The organism is Enterobacter sp. N18-03635 (genome assembly GCF_004006055.1).
In the GTDB taxonomy this organism is placed as follows: Bacteria; Pseudomonadota; Gammaproteobacteria; order Enterobacterales; family Enterobacteriaceae; genus Enterobacter; species Enterobacter vonholyi.
Window position 1 is genome coordinate 547,516 of record NZ_CP034769.1, and the last position, 17,953, is coordinate 565,468.

A 17,953-nucleotide genomic window follows, 5' to 3' on the forward strand; every position below is an offset into this window, starting at 1 on the left:
TGATTCATGTCAGTAATATTTTACAAATTGATTTGGAAAGACTCGTTCGACATGAGCCAATTGCTCTTGCCATCCCATAAAATCAATTTCGTATGTAAGCGATACTACCTCATCAAACGTCTCACCGAGATTGTTGGAGCATTTTACGGACTCTCTGCACATAGAATCGTAAATCTTTATCAAAGTTGGAAACGAAAGATAATCCTTGAACCGAGTCTGAGCCTCTTCGAGGGTCTGCCAGAGTGGAATGCCGTACTGATGTTTATCGTAAGGTACTGTTGCCATAAAACGCACCTCACGATCTCTAAGATAATGAAACAAAAGTGCCGGATCTATAATCGGCACATCATTTAATGGAAAGCCAGCATGAAATTGACCGTTGATGATTACTAGTGGGATTACCTCTATTTTCTCTGTTCCTGATAAATGGGGATAATAATCCCGACAAAAATGCTCAAGATGCTCCCTAACAAAGGTAGCTTTTCTAATTGCTTGGTTGGTTTTGTGCATCAGTCCGTTAGAGTCGAAAAGTTCATTATCATAATCTAGCGGAGTTATGGATGTTTTACGGCTACGAGCTTCTACAACAATTAGTAAATTTCCGAAAGAAAAAGAAAGATCTATCTCTTCGCTATGCCCATGATAGCTTGGTTCAATTGCATTCGTATAGTGCAAATGTTCTTTCATTACCTGATTTCCATTTCGGCACTCTTCCAATACTCTGAGCAAATCTTTCTCAAATAAACTTCCACGGCGAGTATCTTTGGGATCTATTTTGGCCATCCAGCAATCAATATTGCGGGTGAGACTTGCAGTCAGAAATGCGCTGATCGGGAAAATATAATTATCCTCAATAGAAACCAGAGGTTGCACCCATAAGTCTTCCTGTGGTGATTTCCCTTTCCAGGTCAATAAATCTAAAGCCGCGATGATTTCAGCTTTACTATATTCACAACATTGTATTAGTAACTCAATAATAATAGAGCGCTCAAACTGAGGAGCAAGATGAAGTAATGTTGACCAGTCGTTTATTGACACGTTTGTATGTAGTTTTTCATCAATTTGAACAGCTAGCACGGATAGATGAACCCATACATCTAAAACACTTTGTAAAGTGCGTTCAATACAGGGGAGTGATTTCCTTGTTAATAACGCTTTAAGATGGTCATCAAGCTGAATAAGAGCCGATAAAGGCTGAAATCTGGCTATCATTTGAGCCCGTTGAGATAATGTTTGCCATGGTACTATGCTCAAAGCTTTACCAGGTTCAAAATGTAAATAAGTTGAAAAAAGATGGATGTTATTAAATTTGTCCATTATGGTTCGAGCTTCAGTAATCGAGGTGGCTAAAAAATGATCTCGACGAAATTCGGCAATCGTTTTCATGCGGTGATAATCAGAATGACATTGCATGAAAAAGACTCTTTTGTGCTGATAAGTGAATATTGCACGGCCATAAAGCAAGTCTTGCCAAAGTGAAGAAAAATTATGAAAATGCTGAGACATCTTCATTTCTGAGAGATAAAGATCAAGTTTTGACAACTTTATTGGACGATCATCAGGAAATAATATATGCATGCGATCCTTATATTTAAATAGCTCGAATAATGGGCCTCTAAGACTGTCAAGTCTATGCATATTTACACTATTAACACTTACTGGATCGCTTTTTCCTACCTTCGAGGTTTTTGAAGTAATAAACTGTTCTATAGCTGTATTGCTTATGTCGTCAAACTTCTCGTCCTGTTCGTCACATACTTGCCAAAAAGCATAATTAGCGCTGGCTATATGCGCCCTAATCATTTCGTGATATTCAGGTTTGCAACCTGTTAAGAAGCAAATTTGCTTCCGAGTGTTCTCTACGCATTGGAAATGAAAATTAAGCCAATTAGCTCCTGAAATGTATGCAGAGGCTTCTGCAGTTAACGGACCTATTTCATTCATGAATTTAATCCAGTGCTCTGGTTTGAATTCATTCAACTGAGCGGGATGTGGCAATTTCTTATCTCTTGCCGCTTTGATAAGGGGATGGATGGGTCGCATATTTCCTCTCTACATGAGCGTATACCAAATGACACTATAACTCTTTGGATACATCAAGATAAAGAGTATATAACAAAGAAAAAATGAAACTTTGATCACAATGTGAGCATGGTTTTGTGGCGTGGAAAAGACATAGATCTTATATCTATTTAATTCATAACTGGCGATCAAAGTTGCCTGCTTGATGAAAATATTGTGTTCATAAGGAACATTTCTTTTTTGTAAGATTATTAATGTATGAGTATGGGTATATCTAATTATATATTGCATCGATATAATTCTATTAGGTATGAAATTCTGGTCCAGTCTTCGAATTCACTCTCTAAACACCTCTCTCCGATGCCACTCAACAAACCCTTCCCCTGGATAATTCCCTTTCACCACCGGCAGCGTAATTTGCTTACCAGCAAAATCCCAGAACAACCGCCCAACAATCCCGCCCCCATTCACCGCCTCAGACACGAGAACCCGCATACTCTCATCCAATCCAATCGATCCCTTATCAAACGCCTTATGATGAATCGCGCACAGCGCCAGTCCGTTCGGGATCTCACACGGTCCGCCAAACTGCTTCCACTTGATATGCGCGGCTTCAAGTCCGACAGAGGCGTTATCATGCCGCATGTTGAATCCGCAGATTGCACATTCATAGTTATAAGCACGCAGTACCTGCTGGCGGAATAGCGGATCGCGAACCTTACGAATCTGCTGGATATCAAAACCCATCTCATCCGCGATCTCTTCCTGAATACTTTCCGGAAAATGCGCTTCAAGAATCTGCTGCGCAAGCGAGCCGATCCGGTTTTTGTTCTTACTCAGCAGCGCAAAGTGTTCTTCATCAAACCCGCCTGCGACGTTATGTTCTACAAGTTCTTTAACAGGCGGTTGCTTACTGCCAATGGTCGAACAGAACTCAGTATTCTTCAGATCCCAAAACCCGTCCCCCTTGAGCCGCCAGAAAGGCATATTCGGGTAATGCGCCTTCCTCTGTGGGCCAAAGCGTTCTAACAGGCCAAGTAGCTGCTCGTGGACCTCGGTTCCGTAATCAAACAGTCGCGCATGCCCCTGCTGATAGTTCGCCAGCACGTACAGAAGCAATAAAGGCTTATGCGGCGCACGCTGTTCACCTTTGCGCCAGATGGTGATGTCGGCAATTGCCTGTTCGAGAGTTTTGCTGGAAGCCATCGCGTTACGCAAGAAGGTAAATAATTGCGATGATGCTCGCAAAACTCAAACCGATCAACCCATAATCAACAAAAACATGACCTTACCGCACCCAGCTCTATTTCCTGAACCCCCCTCGCAAATTCCAAATTTACCCCACACCAAACCGCTGTATTTATATTCAGCCCTGTATAATGAGCACCAGAAATTACGCCGAACGGCAAAGGAAATATTGAAGAATATTTAAAGAAGAATTCGCGATATGAAGGTGCTGCAACACCCCCATACCGCTAACCACAACCAACTATAGAGGAGTTGAAAATGGCTGCGACGAATTTTAAGCCAGAGTTTACTGTTTGCAAAACAGAATCAGACGCTTTCACCGGCGTGATTGAAAACCGCGAGCTGGTACGCAAAAACAGCGCCCGCCGTCTGCACGGCAACCCGCCCAACGCGGCGCCAGTTCATCCCCGCGCGGAAACGCCGCAGGATAGTGCCGCCTGCTGCGAATTGTATGCGCGCATAGACATGAAATATCTTCTGCTGGGTGGCGACTGGTTAACCCGTGCGGGCTTTATCAACGGCATGCCCGTGAAAATCCGCGCCATGAAAGACTGCATTGTGATTACGCCACAACATACAAGAGAATTATGGGGATGCCTCGAAGGGATGAGTGTGGTGAATATCAATAAACAGAAAGTCGCGCAGTGGTTAAAAACATTTCCGGGCGCGTTAAATGATACCGGCGATATTCCGGTGATTAAGCGCAACGCCTGATAAATATCCCGGCCCTGCGCCGGGATTATTCTTTATATCGCTCTCAAAACACCGGCACCCCCAGCCCCACCTTCACCTCCCTCAACGTCTCCTGCGTCACCCCCTGCGCCCGTTCGGTCCCGCGCTTCAGCATCGTCATCAGCTCACCTTTATCCTGCATATACATCGCCCTCCGCTCCCGCATCGGCGCAATCAGCTCCTGCAGGCACGCTTCCAGCTCGTTCTTGCACGCCCGGTCGCCCAGCCCGCCCGCCTGATAGTGCGCCTTCATCGCCGCCACTTTCTCCTTGTCCGGATGAAACGCGTCGAGGTAGGTAAACACCACGTTCCCCTCAATCTGCCCAGGGTCGCTCACCTTCAGGTGGTTCGGGTCGGTGTACATGGCGCTGACCGCACGGTGGATCGTCTCTTCGCTGGGAGAAAGGTGCAGCGTGTTGCCCAGCGATTTCGACATCTTGGCGCTGCCGTCGATGCCGGGCAGGCGGCTGGTGTCGCTCAGCATCGCCTTGCAGTGGCGCAGCACCGGGGCGGGCAGCAGGCTGTTCATCTTGTGCACAATCTCGTTGGTCTGCTCAATCATCGGCAGCTGGTCGTCGCCGACGGGCACGCACTCGGCCTTGAACGCGGTGATGTCCGCCGCCTGGCTGATGGGGTAGGCCATAAACCCGACCGGCAGCGAGCGGGCAAAGCCCTTCTGCGCAATCTCGTTTTTCACGGTCGGGTTACGCTCCACGCGGGCGACGGTGACGATGTTCATATACAGCATCGTCAGCTCGGCGAGGGCGGGCAGGGCGGACTGCAGGCAGATCGTGGTCAGGTTCGGGTCGATGCCGGCGGCGAGGTAGTCGGCCAGCACTTCGGGGATGTTGTCGCGGATTTTTTGCGGGTTGCTGCCGTTGTCGGTCAGCCCCTGCAGGTCGGCAATCAGCACAAACTGGCTGTGCGTCTGCTGGAGCGCCACGCGCTGGCGCAGCGATCCGACGAAGTGGCCGAGGTGCAGCGGGCCGGTTGGGCGATCGCCGGTGAGGATAGTTGGTGCGTTCATAAAGACTCCTTAATGGGCAGTTGCCGAAAGGGGTCTTAGATGTGAGAAAGCCGCCTTTCGGCGGCTATCTGAAAATGGGGAAAACTACTCCGTGCCGCCTTTAAGAAGGCAGCCACCAGCGGTTTACGGTGAGGACGGCGTGGTTTATGTTCATCTCTTTACCGTACCACGTCCGGCGCGAAAAACAAAAGGGCACGTCATGCTGCAATCACTCAACCACCTGACCCTCGCGGTCAGCGACCTGCAAAAAAGCGTTACCTTCTGGCACGAGCTGCTGGGGCTTGCGCTGCACGCCCGCTGGAATACCGGGGCCTATCTCACCTGCGGCGATCTGTGGGTCTGCCTGTCGTACGACGAGGCGCGCCGGTACGTGCCGCCGCAGGAGAACGACTATACCCACTACGCGTTTACCGTCGCGGAGGCAGATTTTGAACCGTTCTCGCAAAGGCTGGAGCAGGCGGGCGTCACCGTCTGGAAGCAGAATAAAAGCGAGGGAGCGTCGTTCTATTTTCTCGACCCGGACGGGCACAAGCTGGAGCTGCACGTGGGCAGCCTCGCCGCGCGGCTGGCGGCGTGTCGCGAGAAACCCTACGCGGGCATGGTGTTTACCTCAGACGAGGCTTGAGGCGCGCACCTTCAGCCTGCAGGTCCTGTCTCAGCAATCACTGGCTACGTGCCGCTGGCGGAGCGAAAGCGCCGGGTGGCGGCTGCGCCTTACCCGGCCTGGAAAAAATTACAGCGACTTCACAAACGCCAGCAGGTCTTCGTTGAGCTGGTCCTGGTGGGTCAGCGCGAAGCCGTGCGGCGCGTTGTCGTACACCTTCAGCGTGGCGTTTTTGATCATCTCTGCCGCCAGCTTGCCGGTGCTTTCAAACGGCACGATCTGGTCGTTGCTGCCGTGGATCACCAGCGTCGGCACGTCGATTTTCGCCATATCCGGGCGGAAGTCGGTTTCGCCGAACGCGGTCACGCAGTCGATGGTGCCCTTCAGCGACGCCAGGAGGGCGATGTTCAGCGTCTGGGTCAGGGCACCGGCGGAAACGGTCTGCCCGGCGTTGGTGCCGTAGAACGGCGTGGCGAAGTCGCTGATAAACTGGGCGCGATCTTTACGCAGTCCGTCGCGAATGCCGTCGAACACGCTCTGATCCACACCCTGCGGGAAGGAGTCGGATTTGCCGAAGATTGGCGTCACAGCGCCCAGCAGCGCCAGACCGGCCACGCGCGCGCTGCCGTAGTTGTTGATGTAGCGGGTTACGTCGCCGCCGCCCATGGAGAAGCCCACCAGCGTCACTTCGCGCAGGTCCAGGGTGGTGATCAGGTCGTTGATGTCGGACGCAAAGGTGTCGTAGTCGTAGCCGTTCCACGGCTGATCCGAGCGGCCAAACCCGCGACGGTCAAAGGCGATGGCGCGGAAGCCGCGCTCGGCCAGGTAGTTCAGCTGGCTGTCCCACATGTCGCCGTCCAGCGGCCAGCCGTGGCTGAAGAGAATCGGTTTGCCCGCGCCGCCTTCTTTGTAGTAAATCTGCGTGCCGTCTTTTGCCTTAAACGTTGCCATAGTGTGTTCCTGTGCAGGTGATGGTTATGGTTATACCGGCGCGACCAGATAACGAATTGCCGGCGATGTTGTGCCCTGATGAAAAGCCAGAACGCGGCTTTGCAGCAGGAGGTCATTCATGGTGTGGCGCTCCTGCTGGCGCAGATGCTCTATCCACGAGCCCATCAGGAAGGTCTCAATAAACAGGCCGGGGCGCTCAATATCCTCATATACCGCCCAGCTCATCGCTCCTGCGCGGCGTCGCACCCTGCGCAGCTCGTGTACCGCCTCCAGGAAGGCTTTCGCGTTGTGCGGGTCAATGATGTACTCGTGCGAGACCAGCACCGGGCCGCGCTCGTTCGGCAGGTCAATCTCCACGCCGTCCAGAGGCTGACCGCTCAGGTCGAGGTTCAATTCCGGGTCTTTCTCCAGCTTCCAGCGGAACACGGTGGCGCTTGCCAGCACCATCCCCAGCGTGGCGACAACCAGCGCGGTCGGGGTGCCGAACCGGGAGGCAATCTGCCCCCAGATGGCGCTGCCCGCGGTCATCGAGCCGAAGAACACCGTCAGGTAGACCGCCAGCGCCCGGGCTTTCACCCAGCGGGCAGCGCTGCGCTGGGCGCCGAGGTTCAGCGTCGAGAGCACCGCAATCCACGCGAAGCCGGTGAAGAACTCAAACAGGTTGAGCAGCCAGACGTGGCGCACGAACGCCAGCGCCAGCATGGTGAGGGCAAAGGTCAGGCTCGCGGCCACCATCAGCCGGTCGGCGTTCAGCCGCTGGCGCAGGCGCGGCAGCAGGATGGCCCCGGCAATGGCCCCCAGGCCAATGCACGCCAGCATCACGCCGTAGCCCGCCGGGCCTAAACCCAGCTCGCGGCGCGCCACCAGCGGCAGCAGCGCCCAGCCCGCGCTGCCGAAAACGAAGAACGCTACCGTGCGCACCAGCACGTTGCGCAGCACCGGCGCGGCGTGCACGTAGCGAATCCCGGAGCGCACCGCGGAGAAGAAGTGCTCCGGCGGCAGACGCTGTATGGACGGGGCCGGACGCCAGCGCCACAGCACCCACGCCACGCCGACCACGGAGAGCGCGTTGAGGGCAAACACCATCCACGGCCCGGCGAGCGACAGCAGAAAACCGCCCAGCGCGGGGCCAATCGCCCGGCTGATGTTCACCCCGAGCGAGTTCAGCGCCACGGCGGCGCCCAGCTCCGGCTTGCTCACCAGATCGGGCACCACGGCCTGGAACGGCGGCGAGCTCATCGCCGCCCCCACGCTCAGCAGAAACGTCGCCACCAGTAGAACGGCAGGGGTGACGTGTCCGGTGAAGGAGAGCACCGTCAGCCCGGCGGCGGCGATGAACACCCACAGCTGGGAGAAGAGCAGGTATTTACGCCGGTCAACGATGTCCGCCATCACCCCGGACGGCAGGGCGAAGAGGAACATCGGCAGGCTGCTGGCCGCCTGCACCAGCGCGATATCCAGCGGGTCGGCGCTCAGGGTCAGCATGCTCCAGTTGATGCCGACGTCGCTCATCCATGAGCCGACGTTAGAGACCACCGTGGCGATCCACAGCATGCGGAACACCGGCTGGCTCAGCGGCTGCCAGGGCGAAACCGTCGGTGCGGGCGTCGTCTCGACGTGTGCGTCGCGAACGTCGTTAACCTGGGTCATGCGAATCTCTCCGCTGTCTTACGCTGCAGTCGCCACTGGCCCGGCCCGGTGAGGGCTAGGGTGGTGAAGATAATCAGCAGCAGCCAGCCAAACTGCCCTTCGGCAATCGACCAGTTCGGGTGAACCGCCAGCATCGCCACCAGCAGCACGGCGATAATCGGCAGGCACGCCAGGCGGGTGTACACGCCCGCAATGATCAACAGCGGGCAAATCACCTCGGCGACAATCGCCGGGATCAGGCTCGCCCAGGGCCCGAAGCCGAACGGATCTTCAATGCGCGTCAGCTCTTCGCTGAAGTGCAGCACCTTCGGCAGGCCGTGCACGTAGAGCAGCAGCAGGCTGCCGGTCAGGCGCAGGAAGAACAGCCCCAGGTCGACCCGGGGCGGGGTAAAGGTGTTTTTCATCAGAATGCAAAGCAGCTGCAGCCCAGCGCCCCCCAGAAAGCGTTATCGTCTGACACCGGCATCGCTGACGTGCGGGCGAAATCATGCTGGTGGCTGTGAACTCCGCACGGGCCGCTGCAGTGGTGGACAGCGCTCATGCCCACGCGTGCGGCCTGCGGCGGCGCGCTGCGGTAGTGGCCCGGCACCTTGACCACCGGGGACCACTCGGGCAGAACCGGAATGGCCGGCGGCGCAAGCGGGCCAAAGCTGCCCGCGGCGTAGACGATGTCGCCGTTGACCACCGTGAGAACGGACTCAATGCCCTTGATCTCCTCTTCCGGCACGCGGAAGTAGTCTTTGCTGAGCACCGCCAGGTCGGCGAGCTGGCCGACCTTGATCTGCCCCTTCTGGTTCTGCTCGCTGGAGAACCACGCGCTGCCCTGGGTCCAGAGCATCAGGGCGGTATCGCGATCCAGTCGGGCGCTGTGGTCGTACATCTGCATCCCGCCAACGGTACGACCGGAGACCAGCCAGTAGAGCGCGGTCCACGGGTTGTAGCTCGCCACGCGGGTGGCGTCCGTTCCTAAGCCCACCGGCACGCCGGTCTCCAGCATTTTCGCCACCGGCGGCGTGTGGCGGGTGGCTTCGATGCCGTAACGCTCAGCAAAGTACTCCCCCTGGAAGGCCATGCGGTGCTGCACGGCAATGCCGCCGCCGAGCGCTTTGATGCGGTCGATGTTGGCCTGGGTGACGGTTTCCGCATGGTCGAAGAACCAGTGCAGGCCGTTGAACGGAATGTCGCGGTTCACCTTCTCGAAGACGTCCAGCATGCGGCTGATGGATTCGTTATAGGTGGCGTGCAGGCGGAACGGCCAGCGGTGCTCCACCAGATGGCGCACCACGCGCTCCAGCTCGTCCTCCATGCCCGGCGCGAGGTCCGGGCGCGGTTCGAGGAAATCTTCAAAATCGGCGGCAGAGAAGACCAGCATCTCGCCCGCGCCGTTGTGGCGGAAGAAGTCGCTGCCCTGGCCCGGCGTGAGCATGTCGGTCCATTTTTCAAAGTCTTCCAGCTCGTGGCCCGGACGCTGGGTAAACAGGTTGTAGGCGATGCGGATGGTCATCTGCTTTTTCTCGTGCAGCTCGGCGATCACCTCGTAATCTTCCGGGTAGTTCTGGAAGCCGCCGCCCGCGTCGATGGCGCTGGTCAGCCCCAGACGGTTCAGCTCACGCATGAACTGGCGGGTGGAGTTCACCTGCTGCTCCAGCGGCAGCTTCGGCCCTTTGGCCAGCGTGGCGTAGAGGATCATGGCGTTCGGACGGGCAATCAGCATCCCGGTCGGGTTGCCGTTGGCGTCGCGCTGGATCTCCCCGCCCGGCGGGTTTGGCGTGTCTTTGGTGTAGCCGACCACCTTCAGCGCGGCGCGGTTGAGCAGGGCGCGGTCGTACAGGTGCAGGATGAAGACCGGGGTATCCGGCGCGGCGTCGTTAATTTCGTCCAGCGTCGGCATGCGGCGCTCGGCAAACTGGAACTCGGTCCAGCCGCCGACCACGCGCACCCACTGGGGCGACGGCGTGCGCAGGGCCTGCTCTTTCAGCATCCGCAGGGCGTCGGCCAGGGAGGGCACGCCTTCCCAGCGCAGCTCAAGGTTGTAGTTCAGCCCGCCGCGAATGAGGTGCAGGTGCGAGTCGTTCAGGCCGGGGATGGCGGTGTGGCCTTTTAAGTCGACCACCTTGGTGCCGTCGCAGTGGTGTTGCATCACCTCGGCGACGGTACCCACTTCCAGAAATTTTCCGTCGCGCACGGCAACGGCTTCCGCGACGGGGTTCTCGCGATCGACGGTGTGAAACTGGCCGTTAACCAGAATGAGATCGGCTTTACCGAGGGTAACCATAACTGCTCCTGACTGAGAGGGGAATGGTCAGGATTATGGGAACCGGTTTCGGCAAAGATCCAGTTATACAATAGGATAGGTATACCAAAGTATAACTATACCTAAGGTTAACTATACGAAGAGATAATTACGCGCGGAGACGGAAAACCGCAGGATGAGGGTGACTTTATCGTCGCGGCGCTTGCGGCGATTTCTACCCTTAACCACTGGAAAATGCTATGACCTCTTCAAAGCTCGAAGTGTTAACCCCTGCGAACTGTCAGGTAATCTTTATCGATCACCAGCCTCAGATGGCGTTTGGCGTGCAGTCTATTGACCGCCAGGTGCTGAAAAACAACACCGTGGCGCTGGCGAAAGCGGCTAAGGTGTTCAACATCCCGACCATCATCACCACCGTAGAGACCGAAAGCTTCTCCGGCAATACCTATCCTGAGCTGCTGGACGTGTTCCCGGGCCAGGACATTCTGGAGCGTACCTCCATGAACTCCTGGGACGATCAGAAGGTGCGCGACGCGCTGAAGGCCAACGGCAAGAAGAAGGTGGTGGTTGCCGGTCTGTGGACCGAAGTGTGCAATAACAGCTTCGCCCTCTGCGCGATGCTCGAAGGCGACTACGAAATTTATATGGTGGCGGACGCGTCCGGCGGCACCTCCAAAGAAGCCCACGACTACGCGATGCAGCGCATGATCCAGGCGGGCGTGATCCCGGTGACCTGGCAGCAGGTGATGCTGGAGTGGCAGCGCGACTGGGCGCGTAAAGAGACCTATACCGCGGTAATGGACATCGTGCGCGAGCACTCCGGCGCGTACGGCATGGGCGTGGATTACGCCTACACCATGGTGCATAAAGCGCCGTCTCGCCAGAAGAGCGAGCACCGCACCTTAGCGCCGGTCCCGGCTCGCTAAGTTCCGCTGGCGGGCTGGTCCCTCATCCGGCTCGCCGCTGCCTCTTTCTCTGGAGTTCACGATGAGTACTGGGCTGATATCCCTTGCGGCAGGCGTGTTGATTGGCCTGATGTATGCCGTGCTGAAGGTGCGCTCCCCCGCGCCGCCCGCGCTGGCGTTGATTGGCCTGCTGGGGATGCTGGCGGGTGAACAGGCGACGCGCCATCTGTTATCCCGGGACGGCGCGCCTCCTCCTCAGGTGACCGTGCCGCAGGCTAAATCGCAGACGGGAGCGTCCTCATGAAGGCATGGATAATTTCGCTGGTGTGCGGCGTGGTTGCTGGGGTAATTTACGCCCTGCTCGACGTTCATTCCCCGGCACCGCCGGTTGTCGCCCTGCTTGGCCTGTTCGGCATGCTGGTGGGCGAACAGCTCATCCCGGTGGGACGACGTTTACTGAGTCGCGAACCGCTCACCCTCGCCTGGTTTCGTCACGAATGCGTACCGAAAATCAGCGGCTCGGCGCCCCCTGCGCCCGCGAAGGACGATCGCGACGTATAATGATTTTTTAGAGGAAAGACAGCATGACGCTGCCGTGGCGCATTGCCATCATTGATGACGAACGTTCCGTCCGCAGCGGGCTGAGTAATCTCCTGGAGTCGGAAGGGTATTCGACCGATACGTTTGATTCGGCAGAGGTATTTCTGAGCCATCCGCTTGCCCTGTCCGGCGCGGCGCTGGTGATCACCGACATCAAGCTGCGGGGCATGAGCGGCCTGGAGCTGTTTGAAAAGCTGCGCCTGCTGGCCGTACCGCCTCCGCCCGTGCTCTTTATCTCCGGTCATGCTGATGAAAATATGCAGCGGTACGCTCTCGGTCTGGGCGCCGCTGCATTTTTGCGTAAGCCCATTAACATCGATATTCTGCTGGATCATATTCAGCGGGAGCTGGCCCGCCGACAATAAGGATCGCGGATGAACGAAAACGAGCAGCCTGCATTCTGGCCCGCCCAGGGGAATCTTCACCAGGGGCGGGTTTTTGTCCTTAAAGAGGATGTGATTTTTACCGTGCTGGCGCAGGAGGGCGGAATCGCCTGGATGCACGCGCGACATCCTCATTCCGGCGGCTCATTTATTATCGCCACCGCGGTCAGCGACGAAGAGGAAGAGCGTGCCACCCGGCTGCTGAAAAACGAGTTTGCGCTGCGTGACGCGCTGCAGGACAGCTGGGCCATTCGCGCCGTCGCGTCCACCCAGTACCGGGGACGCTTCGCGCTGGTGTACGCCCCGTTTTCGTTTGAGCTGCTGGCGCGGCGCGCGGGCAGGGCGATCTCGGGTATCACGCGCTTTATCGAGATGGCGATTCAGATCTGCGTTCCCCTGCGCCAGATGCATCTGCAAAACCTGATCCACGGCGATATCAAGCCCGGCACGATTTTTGTTCATCACGATGCCACCTGCCGTCTGGGCAGCTTTGGCCTCTCCTGTAGCCTATCCGGAGCCTTCACCCAGACCCGGCTTGCCGTGTCCGGCGGCACTCCCGCCTATATGTCTCCAGAGCATACCACCCGCACCCAGCGCCCCGTCGACAGCCGCAGCGATCTCTACAGCCTCGGCATGGTGCTGTATGAACTCCTGACCGGACGCCTGCCGTTTGAACTGGGAGAGGACGAGCAGACCAACTGGGCGCACTACCATATTGCCTCGGCGCCGCTGGCCCCGGATGCGATCCGCCCGGACGTGCCGGGAATGCTGTCGACCATCATCCTGAAGCTGCTGGAAAAGAACCCTGATAACCGCTACCAGACGGTCGACGGGCTGATTGCCGACCTCCGCCGCTGTCAGGCGACGTTAACCTGCGAGGGCGAGATCGTCGCCTTTACCCCCGGTCAGCAGGATCGCACTCCGGCGATCCATCTGGCAGACTCCCTGTTCGCGACGCATCCGCAGGCGAATGATGTCGTTGCCGCGTTTGAGCGGGTGGGGCAGAGCCTGGTCCCGGAGCTGGTGACGATCGGCGGGCCGTCCGGGATCGGCAAATCCTCCATTATCGCGACGGCGCTTAAAACGCTGCAGCAGCGTACGGTGCTGCTGGCGGTGGGCAAAGTCGATCAGTTTTCACCGTCGTTGCCTTACGGCGTATTAAGCTCTGCGTTCCGCGCCCTGACGCTGCACCTGCTGGGGCTGCCCGCAAACGACGTGGCGAAGTGGAAAATCCGCCTGTCTCGCGCCCTGGAGGGACACGAGGCGCTGGCCGTCAGCCTGGTGCCCGAGCTGGGACTGCTGCTTGAGAGCAAGCCGCGCTTCTCGACGGATACGTTTTCCATTGATGCCCGGGCGCGCTTCAGCCATATGGTGCTGGCACTGGTGAAGACCTTTGCCTCGCAGGGCTGCCCGCTGGTGCTGGTGCTCGACGATCTCCAGTGGAGCGACGCTGCCAGCCTGCACACGCTCAAATATCTGCTGATGAACTGCGGCGCTATCCCGCTGCTGGTGGTCGCGGCCCACCGGGATATCGGCTCTGTGACCGACGCCTCCCTGCAGGCGCTGCTGGCAGGCCTGCCGGAGGCGGCGCAAAACGCGAGCGAGATTGTTCCGCAGGCGCTTTCCGTGAAAGCGGTGGCGCGCTGGCTGGCGACGGTATTTCGCACCCGCAGCGCGGCGACGACCGACCTCGCCACGCTGATCCACGAGAAGACGGGCGGCAACCCGCTCTTTGTGCACGAGTTTTTCCGCCGCATCGTTGATGACGGCCTGGTGGTGCACAACAAATATCAGGACAAGTGGCATTACGATCTGCAGGCGATCCGCGCCCGGCATTACACTGAAAACGTGGTCACCCTGGTGCTGGAGCAGCTCGAAGAACTGCCCGACGAGACGTGTCGCCTGCTGGGCAGCATCGCCTGCCTTGGCGGCACGGGCGAGATGGAGATGGTCTGCCGCGTGGTCGGCATGTCGATGGCAGAAATGCGCTATGCGCTGCACCCGGCGGTGATGGCCCAGCTCATCGTGCTGACGGAAAAAGCGTATTCCTTCACCCACGACCGGGTACAGGAGGCCGCTTTCGCGCTGCTGGATCGGCATGAGAAAAGCCATATTCACCTGACGACTGCCAGCCTGCTGGCCGACGCCGCGCGCCAGGCGGCCGGGAACGAACTGCTGTTCCGCGCCGTTCACCACGTCACGGCCGCGCTGGACAGCATTCAGCCCGCGCCGCAGCGCCAGATGTTCCGCGAGCTGAGCCTGCTGGCCGCGCGGCGCGCGAAGCGCTCGGGAGATTACCCGTCGGCACTCAGCTATATTCAGACCGCCAGAGCGCTGGGCAACGCCGGGACGGTGTCGGACTTTATGCTCGATATCGAAGAGGCGGGCTGCGAGTTTGCGCTGGGGCACCTGGAGCGGACCCGCGAGCTGTGTGACGCGATCCTCGGCTGCCCCGGCGGGCTGACCGAAAAGGCGCTGGCGGCCAACCTGCTGGTGGAAGTCTACATTCGCCAGTCGGACAGCCGTCTGGCGCTGGAGGCGGCGCTCTGCTGGCTGGGGGGGTTTGGCATCCAGATTGGCCGCTATCCGGAAGATGCCGACTGCGACGAGGCCTGGGAACGCTTTTGCAACCGCGCAAATGACGCGCCGCAAAACCTGTTTGCCCAGCTCTCGCGGATGGATAACACGGAAACCGAAGCGGTGATGAACCTGCTCTACAGCGCCAGCATTTGCGCCAGCTTCATCTGCCCGCGCCTGCACTTTTTACTGCTCTGCCGCATGATGCACCTGACCCTCGACCACGGTATTACCGGCGCCTCCACCACGGCGATGGCCTGGTTTGGCGTGCTGATGGGCCACCGCTACGCCGAGTATCGCCTCGGGTTTCGGTACGGCACCCTGGCCCGCGAGCTGGTGAATCGCCACGGCTACGATGCGTTCGAAGCCAAAACCCTGCTGCCGCTCGACCAGCTCAGCGTCTGGACCCAGCCTTTGTCGTTCACCATCGAGTGCGCGAAAGCCTGTTTTACCTCAGCGGTGACCCACGGGGATATGACGATGGCCTGCTTTGCGGCCTGCCACCAGGTGATTAACTTCCTCTCGCGGGGCGATCACCTGGACGGGGTGCTGACCAGCATCGATCGCGGCCTGGCGTTTGTGCGTAAAACCCACTTCCAGGACGTGGAGACCATTTTGATGGTTCAGCGCGGGTACGTTGAGTTCCTGCGCACGCCGGTCATCAGCACCTGGACCGCGTCGCAGGTGCTGCCGGAGGCGCTGCTTCCCGCGTCGCCGGAGCAGGCCCCGGAGCAGACCTCCACCATGCTGTTCTGGTATTGGCTCTACCGCGGTATGGCCCACTTTACCTGCGGGGAGTATGCCGACGCGCAGGCGGATCTGGAGATGGCGGGGTGGTACGCGTGGTCTGCGCCGGGGCACATCCATCTGCTGGATTACCATCTTTACAGCGCGCTGGCGCTTTCCCGCCAGCTGACGCCGGAGACCTTCTCGGCGAACCACCGTCGCAGCATTCACGCCCACTATGACAAAATCGCCCTCTGGGCGCGCGTTAATCCCGGCACGTTCGCGGATAAAGAGGCGCTGATCTACGCCGAAATCGTGCGTCTGGACGGGATGAACAGCATTGCGCTTGAGCAGTATGAGAAGGCGGTGCGGCTCTCCCGCGAGGGCGGCTTTAATCCGATCAACGCCCTGGCCCACGAGCTGGCGGGGCGCTTTGCGCTGGCCTGCGGCTATCCGACCGCCTCGGACGCCCACTTCCGCGGCTCTATTGCCGCCTGGGGGCGCGCGGGCGCGCAGGCCAAGGTGCGCCAGCTGGAGCAGGATTTCCCGCACCTGCTGGCCTCCGGGCAGGCCAGCGCCTACGACACGGTGGCGTTCGCCCAGAACGAGACCATCCGCGATCTCCAGAGCGTGATCAAAGCATCCCGCGCGCTGTCGGAAGAGATTAATCTTGAGCGCCTGATCGAAAACCTGATGACTATCCTGCTCGAACGCGCCGGGGCGCAGCGTGGCCTGCTGCTGCGCGTGAGCGATAACCTTATTCCTGAGATCGAGGCCAGCGCCTGGACCAGCACCGAGGGCGTGCGGGTGCGGATCCTGAAAGACGTGCCGACGGCGACCGACATGCCGCTGTCGGTGCTGGCGGCGGTGATCCGCACCGGGCAGGAGATCCGCACCGGCAGGCCGGAGGAGTTCCATCCCTTCAGCCAGGACCCTTATCTTGTGACCTCGGGGGCGGCGGTTATGTGCGTTCCGATGTTCAAACAGGCGCGGCTGGTGGGCGTGCTCTATCTCGAAAACCGCCTGATGCCGGAGGTCTTCACCGCCGAGCACTCGCGCGTGGTGAGCCTGCTGGGCGCGCAGGCAGCGGTATCCCTGGAGACGGCGCGGCTGTACGCCGAGCTGCTGGCGGAGAACATCCAGCGCCGCCGGGTGGAGAAAGAGCTGCGATCCAGCCAGACCTCGCTGATGCTGGGCGAGCAGATCAGCCACACCGGCAGCTGGCGCTGGGAACTGGAGCAGGATCTGATGTATGTCTCGGAAGAGTACTCCCGGATTCTCGGCCTGCCCGAGCAGCAAAAGATGATCTCCATGGCAGAGTTTTTGACCTTCGTCCATGAGGACGATTACGCCCGCATCAGCGCCATCGTCACCCAAAGCGTGCGCGAAGGTCTCTCCATGCGCGCGGAGTTTCGCGTCAAGCGTCCCGATGGCTCGACGCGCTACATCCTCGGAATTGGCGATCCGGTGGGCGTGGGCAGCGAGGTGAACGAGTACTACGGCATCATCACCGATATCACCAGCCAGCGCGCCGCGGAGGATGCCATGCGGGTGGCGCAGGCGGATCTGGCTCGGGTGTCCCGGGCCACCACCGTCGGACAGCTGACCTCCTCCATCGCCCACGAGATCAACCAGCCGCTGATGTCGATCGTCTCGAACGCCGGAGCGAGCCTGCGCTGGCTCAGCCGCGAGCCCGCCCGGCTGGATAAAGTGCGGGAAGGGCTGGAGGAGATCGCCGCGGAAGGCGCGCGGGCGGGGGAGATCATTCGCAGCATTCAGTCCCTGACGCGCAAGCAGGATCCCACCTTCTCGCGCATCGATCTGCACTATCTGATCCACCATATCATCGCGCTTTCGCGCAGCGAGCTGGAGCAGCGACACATAAGCGTTGATTATCTGTTGAACGCCAGCGACAGCTTTATCACCGGCGATAGCGTGCAGATCCAGCAGGTGCTGTTGAATCTGGTGATGAACGCGGTAGAGGCGATGGCCGAGGTGAAGGATCGCGCCAGCACCATTACCCTTAGCACCGCCAACGCGGACGGGAAAGCGATCGTCGAGATTGCCGATACCGGCAGCGGCATTGAGCCCGAGCGGCTGGAGCAGATTTTTGACTCGTTCTATTCCACCAAGCCACAGGGAATGGGGATGGGGCTGACCATCAGCGCCAGCATCATTGAGCGCCACTGCGGGAAGCTGAGCGCGCGCCGCCGGGAGCCGTACGGCACTGTGTTTGCGTTTGCGCTGCCGCTGGCGGCGCAGGAAGGGTAAACG

At 58.8% G+C, this 17,953-nt stretch carries 14 protein-coding genes; 7 read left to right on the forward strand and 7 right to left on the reverse strand.

What is annotated here, in order from left to right; all coding sequences use genetic code 11:
* Positions 1–9: 9 nt before the first annotated feature.
* Together ELK40_RS03310 and ELK40_RS03315 are read right to left on the reverse strand one after the other, a co-directional pair.
* Positions 10–2,043 carry a hypothetical protein gene (locus ELK40_RS03310; protein WP_127729439.1) on the reverse strand — a complete coding sequence of 678 codons (2,034 nt, stop codon included), beginning with the start codon at positions 2,041–2,043 and terminating at the stop codon, positions 10–12.
* A gap of 315 nt (positions 2,044–2,358) precedes the next feature.
* Complete coding sequence (locus ELK40_RS03315; RefSeq protein WP_058683993.1) at positions 2,359–3,228, reverse strand: phosphorothioated DNA-binding restriction endonuclease; 870 nt, start codon at positions 3,226–3,228, stop codon at positions 2,359–2,361.
* 300 nt (positions 3,229–3,528) lie between these two features.
* Between ELK40_RS03315 and ELK40_RS03320 the strand changes: the two genes are divergently transcribed.
* Complete coding sequence (locus ELK40_RS03320) at positions 3,529–3,984, forward strand: SymE family type I addiction module toxin (RefSeq protein ID WP_127729441.1); 456 nt, start codon at positions 3,529–3,531, stop codon at positions 3,982–3,984.
* Between the two features lie 43 nt (positions 3,985–4,027).
* Here ELK40_RS03320 and trpS read toward each other — a convergent pair whose 3' ends face one another.
* Positions 4,028–5,029 carry a tryptophan--tRNA ligase gene (gene trpS / locus ELK40_RS03325; protein WP_127729443.1) on the reverse strand — a complete coding sequence of 334 codons (1,002 nt, stop codon included), beginning with the start codon at positions 5,027–5,029 and terminating at the stop codon, positions 4,028–4,030.
* Positions 5,030–5,228: 199 nt separating this feature from the next.
* On the opposite strand from trpS, the gene fosA reads away from it, so the two are divergent.
* Complete coding sequence (fosA, locus tag ELK40_RS03330) at positions 5,229–5,654, forward strand: FosA/FosA2 family fosfomycin resistance glutathione transferase (protein WP_127729444.1); 426 nt, start codon at positions 5,229–5,231, stop codon at positions 5,652–5,654.
* Positions 5,655–5,762: 108 nt separating this feature from the next.
* Here fosA and ELK40_RS03335 read toward each other — a convergent pair whose 3' ends face one another.
* From ELK40_RS03335 to ELK40_RS03350, 4 genes are read right to left on the reverse strand one after another with little or no spacing between them, the layout of a single operon-like run.
* Positions 5,763–6,584, reverse strand: a complete 822-nt coding sequence (locus ELK40_RS03335; protein WP_127729446.1) for an alpha/beta hydrolase — start codon at positions 6,582–6,584, stop codon at positions 5,763–5,765.
* 30 nt (positions 6,585–6,614) lie between these two features.
* Positions 6,615–8,234, reverse strand: coding sequence for an MFS transporter (locus tag ELK40_RS03340; RefSeq protein WP_127729448.1), 1,620 nt, complete (start codon positions 8,232–8,234; stop codon positions 6,615–6,617).
* Positions 8,231–8,638, reverse strand: coding sequence for a DoxX family protein (locus tag ELK40_RS03345; protein ID WP_127729450.1), 408 nt, complete (start codon positions 8,636–8,638; stop codon positions 8,231–8,233). Before ELK40_RS03345 ends, ELK40_RS03340 begins: the two co-directional genes overlap by 4 nt.
* Positions 8,638–10,509, reverse strand: a complete 1,872-nt coding sequence (locus ELK40_RS03350) for an amidohydrolase (RefSeq protein ID WP_127729452.1) — start codon at positions 10,507–10,509, stop codon at positions 8,638–8,640. The genes ELK40_RS03345 and ELK40_RS03350 overlap by 1 nt, the downstream gene beginning before the upstream one ends.
* 218 nt (positions 10,510–10,727) lie before the next feature.
* Here ELK40_RS03350 and ELK40_RS03355 point away from each other — a divergent pair, with 218 nt between their 5' ends.
* The 5 genes from ELK40_RS03355 to ELK40_RS03375 all read left to right on the forward strand — a co-directional run bounded on the left by ELK40_RS03355 (position 10,728) and on the right by ELK40_RS03375 (position 17,950).
* Positions 10,728–11,414, forward strand: coding sequence for a hydrolase (locus tag ELK40_RS03355; protein ID WP_047059056.1), 687 nt, complete (start codon positions 10,728–10,730; stop codon positions 11,412–11,414).
* Between the two features lie 61 nt (positions 11,415–11,475).
* On the forward strand, positions 11,476–11,697 hold the full coding sequence (locus ELK40_RS03360) for a DUF1427 family protein (RefSeq protein ID WP_032660957.1): 222 nt from the start codon (positions 11,476–11,478) through the stop codon (positions 11,695–11,697).
* A complete protein-coding gene (locus ELK40_RS03365; RefSeq protein WP_111964146.1) occupies positions 11,694–11,954 on the forward strand; it encodes a XapX domain-containing protein in 261 nt (86 codons plus the stop codon). Before ELK40_RS03360 ends, ELK40_RS03365 begins: the two co-directional genes overlap by 4 nt.
* A gap of 23 nt (positions 11,955–11,977) precedes the next feature.
* Positions 11,978–12,358 carry a response regulator gene (locus ELK40_RS03370; protein WP_111964145.1) on the forward strand — a complete coding sequence of 127 codons (381 nt, stop codon included), beginning with the start codon at positions 11,978–11,980 and terminating at the stop codon, positions 12,356–12,358.
* Positions 12,359–12,367: 9 nt separating this feature from the next.
* Entirely contained in the window at positions 12,368–17,950 is a 5,583-nt protein-coding gene (locus ELK40_RS03375; protein WP_127729454.1) for an ATP-binding sensor histidine kinase, read from the forward strand.
* The last annotated feature ends 3 nt before the right edge of the window (positions 17,951–17,953 follow it).

What these genes read in the sequence shown, in the direction of transcription:
- ELK40_RS03310 (WP_127729439.1), bottom strand. Translation starts at nt 2,043, where the DNA reads ATGCGACCCATCCATCCCCTTATCAAAGCGGCAAGAGATAAGAAATTG.
- ELK40_RS03315 (WP_058683993.1), bottom strand. Translation starts at nt 3,228, where the DNA reads ATGGCTTCCAGCAAAACTCTCGAACAGGCAATTGCCGACATCACCATC.
- ELK40_RS03320 (WP_127729441.1), top strand. Translation starts at nt 3,529, where the DNA reads ATGGCTGCGACGAATTTTAAGCCAGAGTTTACTGTTTGCAAAACAGAA.
- trpS (WP_127729443.1), bottom strand. Translation starts at nt 5,029, where the DNA reads ATGAACGCACCAACTATCCTCACCGGCGATCGCCCAACCGGCCCGCTG.
- fosA (WP_127729444.1), top strand. Translation starts at nt 5,229, where the DNA reads ATGCTGCAATCACTCAACCACCTGACCCTCGCGGTCAGCGACCTGCAA.
- ELK40_RS03335 (WP_127729446.1), bottom strand. Translation starts at nt 6,584, where the DNA reads ATGGCAACGTTTAAGGCAAAAGACGGCACGCAGATTTACTACAAAGAA.
- ELK40_RS03340 (WP_127729448.1), bottom strand. Translation starts at nt 8,234, where the DNA reads ATGACCCAGGTTAACGACGTTCGCGACGCACACGTCGAGACGACGCCC.
- ELK40_RS03345 (WP_127729450.1), bottom strand. Translation starts at nt 8,638, where the DNA reads ATGAAAAACACCTTTACCCCGCCCCGGGTCGACCTGGGGCTGTTCTTC.
- ELK40_RS03350 (WP_127729452.1), bottom strand. Translation starts at nt 10,509, where the DNA reads ATGGTTACCCTCGGTAAAGCCGATCTCATTCTGGTTAACGGCCAGTTT.
- ELK40_RS03355 (WP_047059056.1), top strand. Translation starts at nt 10,728, where the DNA reads ATGACCTCTTCAAAGCTCGAAGTGTTAACCCCTGCGAACTGTCAGGTA.
- ELK40_RS03360 (WP_032660957.1), top strand. Translation starts at nt 11,476, where the DNA reads ATGAGTACTGGGCTGATATCCCTTGCGGCAGGCGTGTTGATTGGCCTG.
- ELK40_RS03365 (WP_111964146.1), top strand. Translation starts at nt 11,694, where the DNA reads ATGAAGGCATGGATAATTTCGCTGGTGTGCGGCGTGGTTGCTGGGGTA.
- ELK40_RS03370 (WP_111964145.1), top strand. Translation starts at nt 11,978, where the DNA reads ATGACGCTGCCGTGGCGCATTGCCATCATTGATGACGAACGTTCCGTC.
- ELK40_RS03375 (WP_127729454.1), top strand. Translation starts at nt 12,368, where the DNA reads ATGAACGAAAACGAGCAGCCTGCATTCTGGCCCGCCCAGGGGAATCTT.